Source organism: Capnocytophaga sp., assembly GCF_030532915.1.
Lineage (GTDB): Bacteria > Bacteroidota > Bacteroidia > Flavobacteriales > Flavobacteriaceae > Capnocytophaga.
Genome location: NZ_JAUNKD010000005.1, coordinates 60,804 through 80,082, shown reverse-complemented (window position 1 = coordinate 80,082; position 19,279 = coordinate 60,804). Strand labels below are relative to the sequence as shown.

Sequence of the window (19,279 nt, the reverse complement as noted above, 5' to 3'; positions counted from 1 at the left end):
AATAAATTTTAATTAAGACATCCGTGATGTGCTTCGTGGTTTTCGGTCTGTGATTAATTTTATACCCGATTATAAAGATTTAAACAAAACGCTCAAATCAGTAAAGGATTTGAGCGTTTTCGGTTTATAAACAACTATTTTTTCAGTGTTATAAAAATAATACAATGAGTAATTGTGCAACCATAATCCGCATAAAAGTCGTGAGTGGGTAAACGGCTGCATAGGTTACTGCCGGAGCATCTGAACCTGTTACATCGTGCGCAAAAGCCAACGCCGGAGGGTCAGTTTGTGAGCCTGATAAAAGTCCGCAAATTTCAAGGAAATTCAATTTAAAGTAAAAACGAGCCGTCAGTGCCACAACAATTAAAGGAATAAGTGTAATGGCGACACCCATCAGCATCCACTGCAATCCATCACCTTCGGAAAGTGTTTTGATAAAGCCTTGTCCGGCTCCCAACCCCACGCTTGCCAAAAACAATACAATACCAATTTCACGAACCATCAAATTAGCACTATGTGAAACGTAATGCGTTACCGAAAAACGTCCGCCATAACGGCTGATTAAAATCGCAACGATAAGCGGACCACCCGCTAGTCCAAGTTTTACAGGCGACGACATTCCCGGAATATACAAAGGAATAGAACCCAAAATCACACCAAGTACAATTCCGAAGAAAAGTTCGGCAATGTGCGGATGTTGCAGGCGTTTTTTTGAATTTCCAAAAACTTTTTCAATCAGTTTGATATGTTCTTCATCACCCACCACCGTGATGGTGTCACCAAATTGAAGTTTTGTGTCTTTGGTCGGAACAAATTCAATACCGGCACGATATACACGACTAATGGTAACTCCGTATTTTTCACGAACGTTAATTTCGCCTAATTTTTTGGTGTATGCCAATTTGTTGGTAACGTTCATTCGGCGCGAAATAATATTGGTTGCCTCTTCGTCAAATAACGACAAGTTGGCTTTTTTGCCCACCAAAGTGCTAAGACGCTCAAAATCTTTCGGATTGGCAACCAAAAGCAAAATATCACCCTCTTTAAGTAGCGTGTCTTTATCCACCAAAAGCACATTTTCTTCGCGATACAGGCGAGAAACCACAAAATCCATTCCCAAAGTCTGTTTGATGATGGCAATATGTTTGTTAAATAAAATAGGATTTTCAACATATACGGCAATTTTATCAACCGTTGAATTATTTTTGTTGATTTTCCATTGATTTAATCGTTTTTCGGCATCTAAATTCACTTTTAAAGCCGATTTTAGCACCATCATCACCAAAATAATACCCAATACACCAAATGGGTAAGCTACTGCATATCCGTTAGATACGTTAGAAAGTGTTTCATTAATGGCTTCTTGTGAAATACCTCTTTCTAATGAAACATCAACAATGGCTTGTTGAGCAGCGCCCAAACCGGGCGTATTGGTCACGGCACCTGACATAATTCCCACTAACTCAGCCATTCGCGTGCCAGTGACATAATGTAGCCCGATGACGGTGAGCAAGCAGGCAAGTACCGACAAAATTGCCAAACTGTTCAATTTTAGTCCGCCCTGTTGAAACGAAGCGAAAAAACCCGGACCTACCTGTAAACCAATGGTATAGACAAATAAAATAAGCCCGAACTCTTTTATAAAATGTTGAATGTGACCATCTACCGTAAACCCGAAATGCGCTACGGCAATTCCGGCAAAAAGTACACAGGCAATCCCGAATGAAATTCCCCAAATGCGAATCTTGCCCAGAGCCACCCCCAAGGCAATCACGATACTGTAAATAATAACGGTGTAAGCCACGCTTTCGTGGTTTGAAAACAGATTTACTATCCAATCCATACGTTAAATATTTTAAAATTTTTCCGAGCGCAAAAATACTGCTTTTATCCGACTTGGAGTAATAAAAATTAAATTTTTTTTAACGTATGCTACATAAATTTATCATATTGATAATTATTTGCTGTTAAATTATGAATTTCGTAATTTTAAATTATTCGTAATCAATTGCTAAACTAAATTCCATTAGCAGATGCAATTTTTTGGATTAATTTTTGATATTTTGACCAGCTGATATAGTCCCGAATTAATATGCTTTTAAAATTTTTGTTCGAAAGAAGCCTCGTAGGAATGGCCAATCAGCAGAAGGGCAATGAATGTTTTCTGATGTTACTCTTATTTAATAGAGAAGTTATTGACTTAAAATAATCTGGCTAAATAGTCAAAATTAGTGCCTTCTTCAACGAGTTCACATTGTAGTCCCGCATAGTGAGCTGCATTTTGGAGCGTATTGTAGTCCACGTACAACCACGGAAACGGTTTTTCTTTTTGCCCTTTGTACTTAACTAAATAATCCACCTCGCCGTAATATTCAAAATGCAATGGCACATCATACGTTCCGTCGGGATTTTGGTCAAACATATAAATAATGTCTGATGAATCGGTGAAAATTTGTCCGTTTGGAGCTAAAAGACTTTTAATTTTGCTAAGAAAAGTGCCCATTTTTTTGAGCTTTCCACACATTCCCGCTCCATTCATCAGCAGTAAAATGGTGTCGAATTTTCCTTCAAAATCCATAACATTGGCAACGGAGGCGTTTTTTAATCCCCTGAGTTTGCAGGCTTCAATGGCTTTGGGTGAGACGTCGATGGAATGGACTTCCAAACCACGCTTATTTTGCAGGTAAAGCCCGTGACTTCCGGCACCACAGCCCACTTCAAGTACCTTGCCGCGTGTTAGTTGCAATGCTTTTTGTTCCAATTTTGGCATTTCGGCAAAAGAGCGAAATAAATAGGGGAGGGGCAATACGTCTTCTTCCGAAATGGTGGTTTCGGTTTTGATGTCTTCCGTGTAATTACCTTGCTGATAGTCTAAAATGGCTTGTCCGAAGAGGTCTTTCATTTTATTTTTCTGATATTAGTTTTTCAATGTCGTTAATTAGCTTTTCGTTTTCGATATTTCGGGCGATGATAATGCCTTGTTTATCAATTAAAATACTGGTAGGCAGCCACCGCAAGGCGTATGTTTTTGCAACGTCTGATTTCCAGCCGCCTTCCACAAAGCCTTGTTGCCAAGTGAGTTTGTCCTTGACGATGGCTTGTTTCCAATGGTCTTTGTTGCGGTCGAGAGAAACGCCTAAAATGGTGAAATTCTTATCTTTATAAGTGCTGTAAAGCGTAACCAAATTCGGGTTTTGTTTTCGGCAATCGGGGCACCACGACGCCCAAAAATCAATTAACACGTTTTTTCCTTTTAAGTCGCTTAACTTGAAGGTGTTGCCGTTTGTGTCTTCCATCGTTATTTCGGGGGCGGGTTTGCCGGGTTGTACGCTTGCCAGTTTGGTAATGGCACTGTCAAGTTCTTTAATATAAGTGTTTTGCGTTAATTCGTCAGCAATTTGATTGCGAAGTGATACCAGTGCGTCAAAATCGTACAAATAAGCGTTTCTGCCTAAAAAATAAGTAATTACAGGTGAAGAATTGTCCGTTTTCAAAAGGCTGTCCAAGTTTACGGATTTCCTTTTATTGGTATCGTCGTATTTTTTGAACAAAAGCGTGTTTGCCGTTCCTTCAATTTTTGTGATTTCCCAATTGGTACTGAGTTGCATTTTCACGGCAGTGTTTTCTAAAAAGAAATTGGCTCGTTTACCGATATTATTCAGCCGTAACGAATAGAGCAAAGGCTCGGTTACGCTTCCGGTGAACTTAAAAATTCCGTTGTTAATTTCCACGGAATCAACCGGTGTGTATGTTTGGTTTTTAAATTCAAACAGATGTACTTTTCCCTGCATATTTGCCGGAACGCTTCCTTCAATAGTGAAAGTCGTTGCCTTGCCAGGCGAGCTGTTTTCTTGGCACGAAACGGCAAAAAACAACAGACTTATTACGCATATTAGATGTCGTTTTTTCATAAAGTGAACTATTAAAATAAGTTTCCAAAGGTAAGATTTTTTTTTTAAAACAAAAAATACTACTTTTGTCCACGAAAAAAATAATCATAAGAATGGAAAGCCAGATTGTTACTTTTTTGCTTTATTGTATCCCATCGGCAATTGTCGGGGTTGTTGCCTACTATTTTTTTAGTTTGCATACAAAGAATGAGGAAAAGCGTCGTGATTTTTTATTACATAAAGAAAATCAGAAGATTGCGTTGCCTTTACGTTTGCAAGCCTACGAACGGATGACGCTTTTTTTGGAGCGTATTAGTCCGCAAAATTTATTGCTTCGCATTCCGGCGCGTAATTTGCCCAAGCGCGAATATGAGGCGCTTTTGGTCAATTCCATTGATGAGGAATTTGAGCATAATTTGGCACAACAGATTTATATGAGCGAAAAATTATGGAATATTATTCGTACCGCTAAAATGGCAACCATTCAAATCATTCGTAAAGCTACACACGATGAGGAATTGCCCGATGCAAAGGCAATGACCGAGTTTATTTTTACTGAATTTATCAATAAGCCTTCGCCCTCGTCAAGTGCTATCAGCCATTTAAAGGACGAAGTGCGTGAGTTTTTACGCTAATTTTTTGAATTTCAAAACGAAGAACTTTGTTAAAACACCGAGGGCAAATCATCTTAATTATCAGTTTGTTAATCGCAACCGCTTGTTTTTGGTATGCGGGTTTGTTTGCTGCCCAAAAGTCGGATTACCCGTATATTAACCGATTTTCGTTGCTTGATACGTTAAAACGCACAAGGAACGCTAAAGATACCATAAAACAATTAACACCTAAATTGGATTCGGTTGTGCAAGTTGCTGATTCACTGAAAAATGATACCTTGCAAAAACCCAAAGGCGAATTGGAAGATATTGTGAAGTACAAAGCCCAAGACAGTATCGTGTTTAACAAAGTGCGCAGTGAAATTATTCTTTATAACGAAACGCAGGTGCAATATACTGATATTGACATTACTGCGGGTATTGAACTGATTAAGTTTGATGTGGGCGAGGTGTATGCGGGTCGTTTGAAAGATTCGTTGGGCGAATACACGCAACATCCTGTTTTTAAGCAAGGTAATGACGTTATTGAACCCGATTCCATTCGGTTTAATTACAAAACCCAGCGGGCAATTATCCGCAATGCGTACACCAAGCAAGATGAGAATAATATTAAAGGTGAAATCATTAAAAAAGAAAATGATTCCACTTATTTTATGAAAAATGCCATTCTCACCACAGCCGAAGATTTGGACGATCCGGATTATTACATCAAAATTCGCAAAGCCAAGTTTGTGCCGAAAAAGAAGGTCGTAGCGGGGCTTAGTAATATGTATATTGTTGATATCCCGACACCTATTGCCATTCCGTTTGCTTATTATCCGATGGTTTCAGGGCGCACTTCGGGGCTTATTTTCCCTACTTTTGGCGAGGTAAACAATCGTGGGTATTTTATCCAAAACGGAGGATATTACTTCGTGATTAGCGATTATATGGATTTGGCACTCACGGGTGATTATTTTACCAACGGAAGTTACGGATTTAGAGCACAATCGGCTTATAGCAAGCGCTATAAGTTTTCAGGGAATTTCAATTTGAATTACGAAAACCAGATTTACAGCATTCGTGGGCTTCCTGATTACAACCGAACTACGCTTTATAACATTCAGTGGACGCACTCAAAGGACTCTAAATCAAACCCGAATTCAAGTTTTTCGGCTTCCGTTAATTTGGGGAGCAGCCGTTATTATCAAAATTCATACAATCAGATTAATTCGGCAAACGTGCTGAACAATACGCTTTCGTCCTCGATTTCGTATTCAAAAACATTTCCTGCATACCCATCTGTTAATCTGTCTGTTACGGCTTCACATTCGCAAAACACGAACACGCAGAATATTGAAATGACTTTGCCGGCTTTACGAACAAGTGTGGAGCGTATCTATCCGTTTGTAAAACAAGGGCAAACCAAAAAAGGACTTTTGAAAAGCCTTAATTTTCAGTATAGTATGCAGGCTGACAATCGTTTTTCAACCACCGATAGCCTTTTCTTTTCGAAAAAAATGTTTCAAGAAGCCCGAAACGGAGTGCGCCATTCCATTCCTGTGAGCACTACGGCTAAATTGTTTAAATACGTAACTTTTGGTGTAAACTCCTCATTGAATGAAACTTGGCAGTTTAAAACTATCCGAAAAAGAGATTTTAACGATAATACGGGCAGGATACCCATCGATACTGTTAGTGGTTTTGACCGATTTTTGACCTATAACATAGGAGCGAGCTTGGGGACAACGGTTTACGGAACTTTCCGATTTAATAAAGACGCCAAAGTGCAAGCCATTCGGCACGTGATGCGCCCGTCAGTGAGCTACGGATATACGCCCGCTTTTGACCGGTACTACGAAGAATATATTTCAGATGCTTACGGAAATAAATCGCAATATACTCGTTTTGAAGGTGGTATATACGGAACGCCGGGGCTGAGCAAGTCGCAATCCGTTTCGTTTTCATTGAGTAATACGCTCGAAGCCAAAGTGCGCCAGAAAGACAGTACGCAAACCGAACCTAAAAAAGTAATGTTGCTTAACAGCTTGAATTTCAGTTCAAGTTACAACGTGATTACCAAACAATTTAGTCCAGTTTCGGTAACCGGCGGTACCACTTTTTTTGACGGGAAACTTCCGCTGAATTTCGGTATGACCTTAAACCCTTATGCGATTGATGAAAACGGAAGGCAAATGGAAAAATTCAATATTAACAATGGTGGCAGTCTTTTCCGTTTAACCAATGCGAATATTTCTACAAGTTATTCATTTTCAAATCGAAATAAAGACAAATCCAATCGGGAAGACAATACGGCTTCGGGGGGACGTTCTGATGATTTATTCGGTTCATCGCGTCCTTTAAATGATATGCAGTCCACACATAAAAACACCGAAGAGAAAGAGGATGAAGAAGAAAAAGTAACGCATTACAAAGCCTCTATTCCGTGGGATATTAATTTGGCGTATTCGCTTACGTACAGTAATATAGCCCGCGAAAAACGCATTTCAAATAATTCGGTGATGTTTTCGGGTAATGTGGAACTGTCACCCAAATGGCAGGTGGGGGTTTCAAGTGGTTATGATTTTGTAAATAAAGGGATTACCTACACCCAATTGCGTTTTGAGCGCGATTTGAACAGCTTCAGAATGAGTTTTCAGTTCACGCCTTTCGGGTACAGAAGTTCGTGGTATTTCTTCATCGGTATAAAATCATCAATGCTTTCTGACCTTAAATGGGAGAAAAACAGAGAACCCGACCGAGTACTTCGCTAAAATTAAACGATTTTTTTGTAAAAACAGGGTTTTATTAGCAATTTCTTAAAATTATGCTGCTGATTCTCGGTAAGAAGTAACTTTTGTGAAAAAATTAAGAATTTATTTCTAATTATTTAACATTTAATCCGTAGCTTTGTCCCCCAAAATAAATATTATTTATTAATTAATTCAATATAATTAGTTTTATGAAAAAGTTTTTCATTTACGCAATAACTGCGTTGTTTGTTGTGGTTGCTGCAAATTGTTCTAAAAAAGACATCGCAGAAGATGTTGTTTATGACACCTTGAAGGTTAGCAGTACCGAAGTTGTGTTGCGAGCCGATAAAGAAGCCTCTTTTGGTATTGAATCAGGAAGCGGTGAGTACCAGGTGCAAAGCGCCGACACTTCAATCGCAACAGTAATTCTTTCAGGTAAAAACGTTCTGGTAACGGGCGTTCAGGAGGGTGAAACAACCATTTTGGTAACAGACAAAAAATCAGGTCAAAAGCATTCCGTAAAGGTTAAAGTAAGTGCCGGTTTGGTGGAACTTGTTGTTGATATTGACGATGAGATGAGCTTGCTTTCGGGAGCACAAACCGAAATCGGTATACAAGGGAACGGAAACTACCAAGTAGAGTCGGTAGACCCGACCGTCGTTAAGGCCACCCTATCCGGAACAACCATTCTTGTTTTGGAAGCTCTTAGCGCTGGAACAACAACCATCACAGTGGTTGATACCGAAAGCGAAGAAAAAATTGAGTTCCCTGTTGTTGTAACTGAAAAGCAGCTGATTGAATTAAATATTGAGGAAGATGAGCTTGTTGTTAAGGCTTATACAGACATTGAAAGAGAGCAGGCTGCTGTAAAAAAGGAAAAACTAGAAAGTACAAAAATAGAAATTGTTTCAGGTGCAGGTAATTACACCGTAACATCAAGTGATGAAAACATCGCAAAAGTGCGTGTAGAAGGAAATGAAATTTACATCGACGGCTACAAAACCGGAACCGTAACTATTACCATCGCCAATGATGTGGACGAACCCAAAGAAATCGTAGCTCACGTATACGCTTTGAATCTCGAAGTGAGCAATATCAGCTTAAAACCATATGAATCGGTTGCCGTGCAAGTAATTGACGGAAGTGGTGAGTATGGGGTGGAGGGCGTGCCTGCCGGAGTGGAAGTAACCGTTTCCGGAAGTACGATAACCATAACAGGAACAAGCCCTGTTAAAACGGAGATTACGATAAAAGACAAAGTCTCAGGAAAAGAAGTAATTTTAGGGGTTTATGTACTTGAAGGTGCTGTATCACCCGAAGATGCTGATACCGTTTTGGTTGAAGGCGGAACTTTCAGAATGGGAAGCGATGATGGCGACCCCGATGAAAGAGTGCGCCACAACGTAACCCTAAGCAGTTACCGAATCAGTAAGTACGAAATTACCAATGCACAATACGCCAAGTTTTTGAATGCGGTAGGTAATAAAATTGAAAACGGACTCCTCTACTACAACGGTATCGGAAAGGAAAGAGAAAAAGGTATAGTTAAAAACGGAAATACTTTTGAGCCGGTAAAAGGTCGTGAAAACTATCCGGTAACCTATGTGTCGTGGTACGGAGCTAAGGCTTATGCCGAGTGGGTAGGAGGTTCATTACCAACCGAAGCACAGTGGGAGTTTGCTTCTTTGGGCGGAACAAAAAGCCAAAAATACAAATTCTCAGGAAGTAACAACGTTAATGAAGTGGGGTATCACTTAGGAAACTCAAAAGGGCTAAATCCTGTCGGAACTCTAAAAGCCAATGAGTTGGGTATTCACGATATGAGTGGAAATGCGTGGGAGTGGACTGCCGATGAGTACTATTCAAATTACACATCTGCCGATAAGGTTGACCCTCAACCATACAAAACCGATAATGCTAAGAAAAGGTTTGTGCGTCGTGGAGCAAGTGTTTATTGCAAACCAAACTATTGCCGTTCAGCAAACCGGGGTGCAAACGATTCGTTCCAAAATAACATCAGTTTCCGAGTGGTTTTCCCTGTGAACTAATGTAAAATAGTTTAACAAGAAGATAAAAATCCCTTTGGCACTTGTGCCAAAGGGATTTTATTTTGCCTCGTTTTTAGCGGACTTTCTCCTCTTTTTTGTGTAAACCGACTTTATGTAGGCGAAAAAAAACATTTTTATCTTCTTTTCTAAATAGAAAGTAGTATATTTGTGCCGATTTTAATTAATTAAAACTAACTAACAATTTTACAAATATGTCAAACGACATCCGTATTCGAAAAGGGTTAGACATACATTTGGAGGGCGAAGCCGAGAAAATCACACGGCAAGTGCCTTTGGCAAAATCGTATGGTCTCAAACCCACTGATTTTCATTCTGTCGTGCCGAAGCTTATCGCTAAGGAAGGCACAGAGGTTAAAGCCGGAGAAGCCGTTTTTCACGACAAAAAAGACGAGCGAGTGGTATTCCCCTCACCCGTGAGCGGTAAAATTACCGAAATTGTCCGTGGCGAGCGTCGTAAGATTTTAGAAATCAAAATCACTCCCGACCCGACGCAGGTCTTCAAAGACTTTGCAAGCCAAGACCCCACCCAAATGACAGCCGAGCAAATCAAAAACTTCTTGCTGTCAAGCGGTGCGTGGACGCTCATCAAACAGCGTCCGTATGATGTGATTGCCGGGGCTGATACAACTCCCAAGGCGATTTTCGTTTCCGCTTGCAAAACCAATCCGCTGGCACCCGATTATGGTTATGTGCTAAACGGAAAGGAAAAATTCTTGCAGGCTGCCGTAACGGCTCTTTCCAAACTTACTCCGGGCAAGGTTCACGTGTCGGTGTTTAAAAACGACCCGCAGTCGCCCTTGCGTAATCTGAAAGATTTGGTGATTCACAACGTGTCAGGTCCGCATCCGGCGGGTAACGTAAGCACGCAAATCGCTCAAATCAGTCCGATTAATAAAGGCGAAGTGGTTTGGGTGGTAACCCCGCAAGATTTGGTGGTTATCGGCGAGCTGTTCGTTACCGGAAAGCTCAACCTGACCCGCACTTTGGCACTCACGGGGGCGTGCATCAGCAAACCGCAGTATGTTTCGGTAATTGCCGGAGCCGAGGTGAGCAGCATCGTTGCCGGAAACCTCAAAGACGGCAAAGCCCGCCTTATCAGCGGTGATGTGCTAACGGGCAAAAAGGTAGGTGAAAACGGCTATTTGGGCTATTATGACGACCAAATTACCGCCATTCCCGAAGGAGACGATTACGAATTTTTCGGCTGGAACAAACCTATTTTCAACAAGGTATCCACCACGCGTGCGATGACCTTCTCGTGGCTGAATCCGAAGAAAAAGTACAACCTGAACACCAATACCAACGGCGAGCATCGTGCGTTTGTGATGACGGGTATGTACGAAGAGGTGTTCCCGTTGGACATCTATCCGATGCAGTTGCTAAAAGCCTGCTTGTACAAAGATTTGGACGAGCTGGAAAATTTAGGAGCCTACGAGATTGCCCCTGAGGATTTTGCACTGACCGAGTTCGTTTGCGTGTCCAAACAACCGCATCAGAAGATTATCCGCGAGGGCTTAGACCTAATGATGGAAGAATTGGGATAAGGGTTTCGTGTGATTTTTCGTGTTTTTGTTGTGTTACGCCACCGATTTTCGGGTCGCCGTTCCAAACGAGGTTGCGGTTTTCTTCGGAAGAAGGCTGTCACCCCGAGCGGAGTCAAGGGGCAAGCGTGTTTGTTGAGTAAAAGGTTTCGACTTCGCTCAACCTGACAAGCAAAATCCGTGTTTTTCGAAGTGTAATGCATTAAAAAACATATAATCAAGAAATAAAAACATTGAACTATGCCACGCCCACAATCAAAAGAAGAGTTGTTGTTTTTGGCAGAAGAAAATTACCGAAAAATTCGTTTGTTTATTGACGAACTATCGGAAAGCCAAAGAGAAACCGACTTTCCAGAGGGAACGCTCAACCGTAATGTGCGAGATGTCATTGGGCATTTGTACCACTGGCATTTGCTGTTTTTGACTTGGTACGAGATAGGAATGCGAGGCGAAAAACCTGCCATTCCGAAGGAGGGTTACACCTTTACTGATACACCACGATTGAACCGCACCATTTGGGAAGAATGCCAAGGCGTACCGCTCGAAACGATGCAAATTCTATTCGAAAAATCGCATCGGCAAGTGTTTTCTATTATTGAAAAACATACTGATACTGAGCTTTTTACCAAGAAAATGTATTGCTGGACGGGAAGTACTTCGTTGGGGGCGTATTTGGTTTCGGCAACTTCAAGTCATTATGATTGGGCGTTGAAACTGCTTCGGAAAAGTTTAAAAAAGGAGAAAAAATAATCGTCTCCGACATTGAATTTTAAGGCAGTGGCGACAAATGCTGAAATGTTCATAAACAGATTGGATTACGACAAAAGGCAAAAAAGCGTCTTTTTTATGCGGTTTCCGTACAGATTTTTCCCCGAATGGGTGATTTTCTACGGAAATACAAAGAAATCCATAATCCGTATCCGGAAAAATATTCGTTTAAAAGAAATTAAAAAGTAAATAATTTTCATAAGAAAATGAGTTTAAAAAGTAAATTACATACGTTAAAAGAAAAGTATAAAGGAACGAAGCTCGAAACGACCTTCAATGCGTTGCATACCTTCCTTTATATGCCTAATGAAACGACCCACCACGGGACGCACATTAAGGCAGCCGATGACCTCAAACGTACGATGAACACCGTGATTATGGCACTTATTCCGTGTCTTATCTTCGGTATCTTCAACGTGGGGTATCAGCATTATGTAGCCACGGGCGAGTTTTCGCACGCAGTGGGGCTATCGTTTTGTGACCCGACGTTCTGGTCGTGGCAAAACTTCTCGTTCGGAGCCGTGAAAGTGTTTCCGCTCGTGGTGGTTTCCTACGCCGTGGGTCTGGGCATTGAGTTTATCTTCGCAACCCTTCGCGGGCACGAAGTGGAAGAGGGCTACTTGGTAACGGGTATGCTTGTGCCGCTGATTGTTCCGGTGGATTTACCCCTGTGGATGCTTGCCGTTGCGGTGGCTTTCGGGGTGATTATCGGTAAGGAAGTTTTCGGCGGAACGGGAATGAACATCTTAAACCCCGCACTGACCATTCGTGCGTTTTTGTTCTTCGCCTATCCGACTTCGATGAGTGGCGACAAAATCTGGGTGGAAGGCGCTACCGAGCGTGCTGCCCAAATCGCCAAAGGAGCGAATTTAGATGCCATTTCGGGGGAAACCATCCTCGGGCATTTGGCACAACAGCACGACATTGCCGCGAAATATTCGGTGTCGGATATGTTCTTTGGTTTCACGCCCGGTTCAATCGGTGAAACCTCTACCGTGCTGATTATCTTAGCGGGCTTGTTCTTGATTTTCACCAAAATCGGAAGCTGGCGCGTGATGCTCAGTATGGTACTCGGCGGTTTGGCGATGGGGTATATCTTCAATGCCTTTGCTCCGTCAATGGAAGGCACGAAGTTTTTCGCCTTGTGGAGCTTGCCGGCGTGGCAGCATCTGCTTATCGGGGGATTTGCTTTCGGTACGGTCTTTATGGCTACCGACCCCGTTACGGCGGCACAAACCAACACGGGTAAATACATTTACGGTTTCTTGGCAGGGTTCATCTCCATTATGATTCGTTGCTTCAATCCCGCCTATCCGGAAGGGGTGATGTTGGCGATTTTGCTGATGAACGTATTTGCACCGACCATCGACCATTACGTGGTGCAGGCAAATGTGGCAAGAAGAAAGAAACGTTTAAAAGCTAAAACTGCATAGGTATGTCAAACAGAACTGAAAGTAATTCATATACAGTGATTTTTGCCATCGTGATGGTAATTATCGTAGGGGCGTTGCTTGCGGGGGTTTCTTCGGCATTGAGCGATAGAATCAGCGAGAACAAGAAATTCGAAAAGCAACAGAACGTACTTTACGCAATGGGCGTAAACCGAAATCAGAACACCAACTTGGGCGAGGGCGACGTTACCTTCGTGCCTACTTCGGAAGTGAAAGCCGAGTTCGGGAAGTACATCAAACAGCAATTGGTTATCGAAAACGGACAGGCTTCGGAGCGTAACCTCATTGAAAATCCGCTCAGCAAAGACGATAAAGGCTTACCGCTTTTCGTGGGTGAGAAAGACGGAAAAACGTTTTACATCATTCCCGTTTTCGGAAAAGGACTTTGGGACGCTATCTGGGGCTACGTAGCCGTGGATAAAAACCTAATCGTGCAAGGGGTTTTCTTTGACCACAAAGGCGAAACCGCCGGATTGGGTTCAAACATCAAAGAGCGTTTCTTTATGGACGATTTCATCGGCGAGCATTTGTTAGACGCTGCGGGGCATTTCCAAAGCGTGGAGGGGTCAAAATCAAACGGCGACCCTGAAAACAAACGCAAAGAAGACGGTAAAGTAGATGCCATCGCCGGAGCCACCCTCACCGTAAACGGCGTGAACGAAATGGTGAAAACAGGCGTAGGGGCGTATGTTGATTATATTAAAAACTTAAACAAGTAATCGTATGGGACTATCGAAAAAAGACGTAAAATTAGTTACCGACCCGCTATGGGATAACAACCCGATTACCGTGCAGGTATTGGGGATTTGTTCGGCATTGGCTATCACGGCACAGCTCAAAGCGGCGATTGTTATGGGATTGTCCGTAATATTTGTACTCAGCGTGGGTAACGTGGTAATTTCATTAATCCGAAATGTAATTCCGGGAAAAATCCGTATCATCGTGCAATTGTTGGTGGTGGCGATGCTCGTTATCATCGTTGATCAGGTGCTGAAAGCCTTTTCGTATGAACTGAGCAAACAGCTTTCGGTGTTCGTGGGGCTTATCATTACCAACTGTATCATTATGGGGCGTTTTGAGGCGTTCGCTTTGGGGAACACGCCGTGGAAATCGTTCTTGGACGGGATTGGAAACGCAGGCGGTTATGCCATCGCTTTGGTGATTGTGGCTTTCTTCCGTGAGTTGTTAGGCTCGGGTACGCTTTTCGGAATCCAAGTGTTGGGCGACCCTATCAAAAAGACGGGCTTGTATGCCTTGGGCTATGAAAACAACGGATTTATGTTGCTCGCCCCGATGGCACTTATTACCTACGGAATCGTAATCTGGATTCAACGTACGCGTAACAAATCCCTCATTGAGGACTAATTGGTTAATTTTATAAAGATTAGAAGATGGAATATATAGAACTGATTTTTAAATCGATATTCGTAGATAATATGGTGTTCGCTACCTTCTTGGGTATGTGTTCGTACCTTGCGGTATCTAAAAAAGTATCTACGGCGGTTGGTTTGGGTGCGGCGGTTATCTTCGTTTTGGCGGTAACGGTGCCTATCAACTGGTTGCTTAACGAATATTTGCTCAAAGAAGGAGCGTTGAAGTGGCTTGGCGAGGAATACGCAAGCTATGATTTGAGCTTTTTGACCTACATTTTGTTCATCGCTACGGTGGCAACGATGGTTCAGCTTGTTGAAATCATCGTGGAGAAATTTGCTCCGGCGTTGTACAACTCTTTGGGGATTTTCTTACCGCTTATCGCCGTAAACTGTGCGATTTTAGGGGGTTCGCTTTTTATGCAGTCGCGTGAAATCCCGACTATCGGTTTGGCGGCTACTTACGGATTGGCTTCGGGCATCGGTTGGTTTTTGGCCATTGTTGCCATTGCTGCCATTCGCGAGAAAATCCGCTACTCGAACGTTCCGCCGGCACTTCGCGGGTTGGGAATTACCTTCATCATCACGGGGCTTATGGCAATCGGGTTTATGAGCTTCGGCGGAATGCTTACCGGTGGCGAGAAAAAAGCCGATGAGGAGCAAATCCAAACGATGATGGAGCAAAAAGTGGAAAAAAAGGAAAAATTAGCCCATAACACAAAAGATTTTTAAAAGATGATATTATCAAGCAGTATATTAGTAACGGTAGCCGTAACGGTGATTGCCTTGCTGGTAATTACGTTATTGTTGGTGGCTTTGTTGTTGGTAGTCAAGCAGAAATTAGCCCCTTCGGGACCTGTAAAAATTACCATCAATAAGGAAAAAGTAATTGAAGTGCCTTCGGGCGGGTCGCTACTTTCCACCTTGGGGAATCAGAAAATATTTTTGCCTTCGGCTTGCGGGGGCGGTGGTTCGTGTATTCAGTGCGAGTGCCACGTGCATTCGGGCGGGGGAGAGGCTCTTCCGACGGAAACGCCGCACTTTACCAAAAAGGAACTCAAAGAAGGAGCTCGTTTGGCGTGCCAAGTGAAGGTGAAACAAGATATGGAAATTTCCATTCCTGAGGAAATTTTCGGTATCAAAAAATGGGAAGCCGTAGTGGTGCGTAACTACAACGTGGCTTCGTTCATTAAAGAATTTGTGGTGGAAATTCCCGAAGATATGGACTATAAACCAGGGGGATACATTCAGATTGAAATTCCGCCTTGCGAAATCAAATATTCGGACATTGACATCACGGCTCACCCTGCCGAGCACCCCGGCGAACCGGAGAAATTCAAAATGGAATGGGACAAATTCGGTCTTTGGCCATTAGTGATGAAAAACGGCGAAACGGTGGAGCGTGCCTACTCAATGGCTTCGTATCCTGCCGAAGGACGTGAGATTATGCTGAACGTTCGTATCGCTACGCCGCCTTGGGACAGAGCCAAAAACGGCTGGATGAACGTAAACCCCGGGGTTGCTTCGTCATACATTTTCTCGCGTAAGAAAGGCGACAAAGTGGTGATTTCAGGACCTTACGGAGAGTTCTTTATCAACGAATCCAACGCCGAAATGCTATACGTGGGCGGTGGAGCAGGAATGGCACCGATGCGTTCGCACTTGTACCATCTGTTCAAAACCTTAAAAACAGGACGTAAGGTAACGTACTGGTACGGAGGACGTTCAAAACGTGAGTTGTTCTACTTGGAGCACTTCTGGGAGTTGGAGCGTGAGTTCCCGAACTTTAAGTTTTTCGTGGTGCTTTCCGAACCGCTTCCTGAGGATAACTGGAAAGTGAAAAAAGACATTCACGATGCGGAAGGCGACGGATTTACAGGATTTGTTCACAATGCGGTGATTGACCAATATTTGAGCAAACACGACGCTCCGGAAGATATTGAACTTTACTTCTGCGGACCTCCGATGATGAACAAAGCGGTACAGAAAATGGGTCAGGATTTCGGTCTGCCCGATGAAAATATCCGCTTCGACGATTTTGGTGGGTAATGGCAAGTTTCCACCGATGATAAACAAAACCCCCGTGCGTGAAAAACAACGGGGGTTTTTCTATTCTCCTTTCTAGGAACTTTAATTTAATTGAAAAAAAATATGTGAATTATTTAAATTCCATTGGAAAGGTAATTTTAGAGTTTATTTGCATTCGTTGTAAATCAATACTTTATGGTGAGCTTCTGCTGATTAGTATGTCAAAATACCTAAAAAAATTCTTTCATTTTTCAATTATTTATTTCTTTTAAGTGAAAAACATTTGTTCTTTAAAAAATAATTTCTAAATTTGCCCCAGCAATTATAAAAAAATGTTTTTCGGTAGTAGAACAATTATTAGCCAAATTCGTATCATCAATTCATCAAATTGATGTGAGGCTTCATACATACACGTAAAAGAAAACCTGCATCAAATTAAAGCGATGCAGGTTTTTTTATAGTTTTATAATTTTTTAATTCACGATTAAATAATTCAAAACGATGGAATTAAACCGATACAGCAAACAAGTAACACAAAACGACACCCAACCCGCCGCACAGGCGATGCTCCACGCTTTGGGGCTTACTGACAATGATTTACGAAAACCTTTCGTGGGAATTGCCAGTACGGGTTACGAAGGAAATCCCTGCAATATGCACCTCAATAAATTGGCAGTAAAAATCAAGGAAGGCGTGCAAGAATCGGGTTCGGTGGGGCTTATTTTCAATACGATAGGCGTTTCGGACGGAATTTCAATGGGAACGTACGGAATGCGGTATTCCCTCGTTTCGCGTGACATCATCGCCGATTCGGTTGAAACCGTCGTGCAGGCAATGTGTTACGATGCTTTGGTAACGGTGGTGGGCTGTGACAAGAATATGCCCGGGGCTTTGATGGCGATGCTTCGGCTGAATCGTCCTTCGATATTGGTTTATGGCGGAACAATCGCTGCGGGTTGCCACAACGGAAAGAAACTCGATGTGGTTTCCGCTTTCGAGGCGTGGGGACAAAAAGTGGCGGGCACCATCACCGAACAAGAATATAAAAGCGTGATTCACAAGGCTTGCCCCGGTGAAGGAGCTTGCGGCGGAATGTACACCGCCAACACAATGGCATCGGCAATTGAAGCCCTCGGAATGAGTTTGCCTTACAATTCTTCCAATCCAGCTTCGGGCGATGACAAACAGCAAGAATGCCTCAAAGTCGGGAAATACCTCCGTTATTTGCAAGAAAACGACATCAAACCCAGCGACATCGTTACCCGAAAATCCATCGAAAACGCCTTCCGATTGGTGGTGGCTTTGGGCGGTTCAACCAATGCGGTGCTTCACTTTTTGGCAATCGCCAAGGCGGCTCAAATCCCGATGACCATTGACGATTTTGCTCAATTGAGTGAAACCACGCCTTTCATCGCCGACCTCAAACCCAGCGGAAAATACGTTATGGAAGACTTGCATCACATCGGCGGAATTCCTGCCGTGATGAAATATTTGCTCGAAAAAGGATTGTTATATGGTGATTGTCTGACAGTTACGGGGAAAACACTTGCCGAGAACTTGCAAGATGTTCCGTCGCTTTCTGAAAATCAGGATATTATTTTTTCTTTGGAAAAACCCATCAAAGAAACGGGGCATATTCGTATCCTATACGGAAATTTGGCAACCGAAGGAGCGGTGGCGAAAATCACGGGCAAAGAAGGACTTTCATTCACCGGAAAAGCCAAAGTTTATGAGGGGGAATTCCTTGCTAATGAAGGGATTGCACGAGGCGAAGTTACCGAAGGAACGGTGGTGGTAATTCGTTACGAAGGGCCGAAAGGAGGGCCGGGAATGCCTGAAATGTTAAAACCGACTTCGGCCATAATGGGAGCAGGTTTGGGCAAAAAAGTGGCTCTCATCACCGACGGACGATTTTCGGGTGGTTCACACGGATTTGTGGTGGGGCATATTTCGCCCGAAGCCCAAAACGGCGGAAATATCGCGTTGGTACAAGATGGCGATTTGATAACCATTGATGCCGTGAAAAACACCATTGACGTGCATCTCACTGAGGAAGAACTCGCCCAAAGGCGCAAAAATTTCGTACCCAACCCCCTGAAAGAAACCGCCCAACGCGGGGTGCTTTACAAATATGCCCGTACGGTAAGTTCCGCTTCGCAAGGCTGCGTAACCGATGAGTTTTAATAGAGAAATAAAAATTAAATAGCAAATTAAAAAATCAAATGACCAACAATAGCGACATAGAAATTTTTTTGAAAGAAACGCCCAATGCGTATGCGGTGTTTCAGAAAATGCCTCCTTCGCACCGAAATGAGTATATCAAATGGATGAACGAAGCTAAAAAGCAGGAAACCAAAGAAAAACGCTTGCAGAAAATGCTTGAAATGTTGCTAAAAAAAGGCAATAAGTGAAGAAAATATAAGGTTTTTATGTTTCAACGCAAAACTTAATATGATGAAAGAAAGCTATTTGTATAAGAGAGACTATATTGCTGAAATAAAAAATATTCTTTCACAGGCAAGGCAACGGGCTTATGCGGCTATCAATTCGGCGATGGTGGAAGCCTATTGGCAAATTGGCAGACGAATTGTGGAAGAAGAACAAAACAACGAAAACCGAGCCGAATACGGAAAGGAAGTTTTGCAGAATTTATCAGCAGATTCAGTAAGTTCTAAAAGTTTCTAACGAAAAAGTACGAATGTACTACCTGATCGAAGTCGCTGAAAATACGTGGTCGGTATATAAATTAGAGAAATAACACAATAAAAATGGTTTTTCGAGCAGAAAAACGTAAAATAAAATCAAAATCAAAGCAC

At 42.5% G+C, this 19,279-nt stretch carries 16 protein-coding genes; 13 read left to right on the top strand and 3 right to left on the bottom strand.

The annotated features are described in order from the left end of the window. Positions 1-148: 148 nt before the first annotated feature. The 3 genes from Q4D72_RS02650 to Q4D72_RS02640 all read right to left on the bottom strand — a co-directional run bounded on the left by Q4D72_RS02650 (position 149) and on the right by Q4D72_RS02640 (position 3,911). Complete coding sequence (locus Q4D72_RS02650) at positions 149-1,843, bottom strand: putative transporter (protein ID WP_303075868.1); 1,695 nt, start codon at positions 1,841-1,843, stop codon at positions 149-151. Between the two features lie 357 nt (positions 1,844-2,200). Beyond that, on the bottom strand, positions 2,201-2,902 hold the full coding sequence (locus tag Q4D72_RS02645) for a bifunctional 2-polyprenyl-6-hydroxyphenol methylase/3-demethylubiquinol 3-O-methyltransferase UbiG (protein WP_303075867.1): 702 nt from the start codon (positions 2,900-2,902) through the stop codon (positions 2,201-2,203). A gap of 1 nt (position 2,903) precedes the next feature. Further along, on the bottom strand, positions 2,904-3,911 hold the full coding sequence (locus Q4D72_RS02640) for a TlpA disulfide reductase family protein (protein WP_303075866.1): 1,008 nt from the start codon (positions 3,909-3,911) through the stop codon (positions 2,904-2,906). Positions 3,912-4,003: 92 nt separating this feature from the next. Between Q4D72_RS02640 and Q4D72_RS02635 the strand changes: the two genes are divergently transcribed. From Q4D72_RS02635 to Q4D72_RS02575, 13 genes are all read left to right on the top strand, one after another. After that, entirely contained in the window at positions 4,004-4,525 is a 522-nt protein-coding gene (locus tag Q4D72_RS02635; RefSeq protein WP_303075865.1) for a hypothetical protein, read from the top strand. Between the two features lie 71 nt (positions 4,526-4,596). Continuing rightward, complete coding sequence (locus Q4D72_RS02630; protein ID WP_303075894.1) at positions 4,597-7,257, top strand: putative LPS assembly protein LptD; 2,661 nt, start codon at positions 4,597-4,599, stop codon at positions 7,255-7,257. A gap of 188 nt (positions 7,258-7,445) precedes the next feature. Then, complete coding sequence (locus tag Q4D72_RS02625) at positions 7,446-9,284, top strand: SUMF1/EgtB/PvdO family nonheme iron enzyme (RefSeq protein WP_303075864.1); 1,839 nt, start codon at positions 7,446-7,448, stop codon at positions 9,282-9,284. Between the two features lie 212 nt (positions 9,285-9,496). Further along, a complete protein-coding gene (locus Q4D72_RS02620; RefSeq protein WP_303075863.1) occupies positions 9,497-10,849 on the top strand; it encodes a Na(+)-translocating NADH-quinone reductase subunit A in 1,353 nt (450 codons plus the stop codon). Between the two features lie 237 nt (positions 10,850-11,086). Then, entirely contained in the window at positions 11,087-11,596 is a 510-nt protein-coding gene (locus tag Q4D72_RS02615; RefSeq protein ID WP_303075862.1) for a ClbS/DfsB family four-helix bundle protein, read from the top strand. A gap of 224 nt (positions 11,597-11,820) precedes the next feature. Beyond that, positions 11,821-13,047 carry an NADH:ubiquinone reductase (Na(+)-transporting) subunit B gene (locus Q4D72_RS02610; RefSeq protein ID WP_303075861.1) on the top strand — a complete coding sequence of 409 codons (1,227 nt, stop codon included), beginning with the start codon at positions 11,821-11,823 and terminating at the stop codon, positions 13,045-13,047. Positions 13,048-13,049: 2 nt separating this feature from the next. Beyond that, positions 13,050-13,784, top strand: a complete 735-nt coding sequence (locus tag Q4D72_RS02605; RefSeq protein WP_303075860.1) for a Na(+)-translocating NADH-quinone reductase subunit C — start codon at positions 13,050-13,052, stop codon at positions 13,782-13,784. A gap of 4 nt (positions 13,785-13,788) precedes the next feature. After that, entirely contained in the window at positions 13,789-14,430 is a 642-nt protein-coding gene (locus Q4D72_RS02600) for an NADH:ubiquinone reductase (Na(+)-transporting) subunit D (RefSeq protein ID WP_303075859.1), read from the top strand. A 26-nt stretch (positions 14,431-14,456) separates the two neighbouring features. Continuing rightward, positions 14,457-15,167, top strand: a complete 711-nt coding sequence (nqrE, locus tag Q4D72_RS02595; protein WP_303075858.1) for an NADH:ubiquinone reductase (Na(+)-transporting) subunit E — start codon at positions 14,457-14,459, stop codon at positions 15,165-15,167. A 3-nt stretch (positions 15,168-15,170) separates the two neighbouring features. Beyond that, positions 15,171-16,484 carry an NADH:ubiquinone reductase (Na(+)-transporting) subunit F gene (gene nqrF, locus Q4D72_RS02590; protein WP_303075857.1) on the top strand — a complete coding sequence of 438 codons (1,314 nt, stop codon included), beginning with the start codon at positions 15,171-15,173 and terminating at the stop codon, positions 16,482-16,484. Positions 16,485-16,964: 480 nt separating this feature from the next. After that, positions 16,965-18,647, top strand: a complete 1,683-nt coding sequence (gene ilvD, locus Q4D72_RS02585; RefSeq protein ID WP_303075856.1) for a dihydroxy-acid dehydratase — start codon at positions 16,965-16,967, stop codon at positions 18,645-18,647. Positions 18,648-18,685: 38 nt separating this feature from the next. Continuing rightward, complete coding sequence (locus tag Q4D72_RS02580) at positions 18,686-18,874, top strand: YdeI/OmpD-associated family protein (RefSeq protein WP_303075855.1); 189 nt, start codon at positions 18,686-18,688, stop codon at positions 18,872-18,874. 40 nt (positions 18,875-18,914) lie between these two features. After that, positions 18,915-19,148: a DUF1016 N-terminal domain-containing protein gene (locus Q4D72_RS02575; RefSeq protein ID WP_303075854.1), complete on the top strand. Its 234-nt coding sequence runs from the start codon at positions 18,915-18,917 to the stop codon at positions 19,146-19,148. Positions 19,149-19,279 lie beyond the last annotated feature (131 nt).

Coding starts and splice junctions, on each gene's coding strand:
- Q4D72_RS02600 (WP_303075859.1), top strand. CDS start 13,789: ATGGGACTATCGAAAAAAGACGTAAAATTAGTTACCGACCCGCTATGG.
- ilvD (WP_303075856.1), top strand. CDS start 16,965: ATGGAATTAAACCGATACAGCAAACAAGTAACACAAAACGACACCCAA.
- Q4D72_RS02650 (WP_303075868.1), bottom strand. CDS start 1,843: ATGGATTGGATAGTAAATCTGTTTTCAAACCACGAAAGCGTGGCTTAC.
- Q4D72_RS02620 (WP_303075863.1), top strand. CDS start 9,497: ATGTCAAACGACATCCGTATTCGAAAAGGGTTAGACATACATTTGGAG.
- Q4D72_RS02615 (WP_303075862.1), top strand. CDS start 11,087: ATGCCACGCCCACAATCAAAAGAAGAGTTGTTGTTTTTGGCAGAAGAA.
- Q4D72_RS02605 (WP_303075860.1), top strand. CDS start 13,050: ATGTCAAACAGAACTGAAAGTAATTCATATACAGTGATTTTTGCCATC.
- nqrF (WP_303075857.1), top strand. CDS start 15,171: ATGATATTATCAAGCAGTATATTAGTAACGGTAGCCGTAACGGTGATT.
- Q4D72_RS02580 (WP_303075855.1), top strand. CDS start 18,686: ATGACCAACAATAGCGACATAGAAATTTTTTTGAAAGAAACGCCCAAT.
- Q4D72_RS02645 (WP_303075867.1), bottom strand. CDS start 2,902: ATGAAAGACCTCTTCGGACAAGCCATTTTAGACTATCAGCAAGGTAAT.
- Q4D72_RS02635 (WP_303075865.1), top strand. CDS start 4,004: ATGGAAAGCCAGATTGTTACTTTTTTGCTTTATTGTATCCCATCGGCA.
- Q4D72_RS02575 (WP_303075854.1), top strand. CDS start 18,915: ATGATGAAAGAAAGCTATTTGTATAAGAGAGACTATATTGCTGAAATA.
- Q4D72_RS02640 (WP_303075866.1), bottom strand. CDS start 3,911: ATGAAAAAACGACATCTAATATGCGTAATAAGTCTGTTGTTTTTTGCC.
- Q4D72_RS02610 (WP_303075861.1), top strand. CDS start 11,821: ATGAGTTTAAAAAGTAAATTACATACGTTAAAAGAAAAGTATAAAGGA.
- Q4D72_RS02625 (WP_303075864.1), top strand. CDS start 7,446: ATGAAAAAGTTTTTCATTTACGCAATAACTGCGTTGTTTGTTGTGGTT.
- nqrE (WP_303075858.1), top strand. CDS start 14,457: ATGGAATATATAGAACTGATTTTTAAATCGATATTCGTAGATAATATG.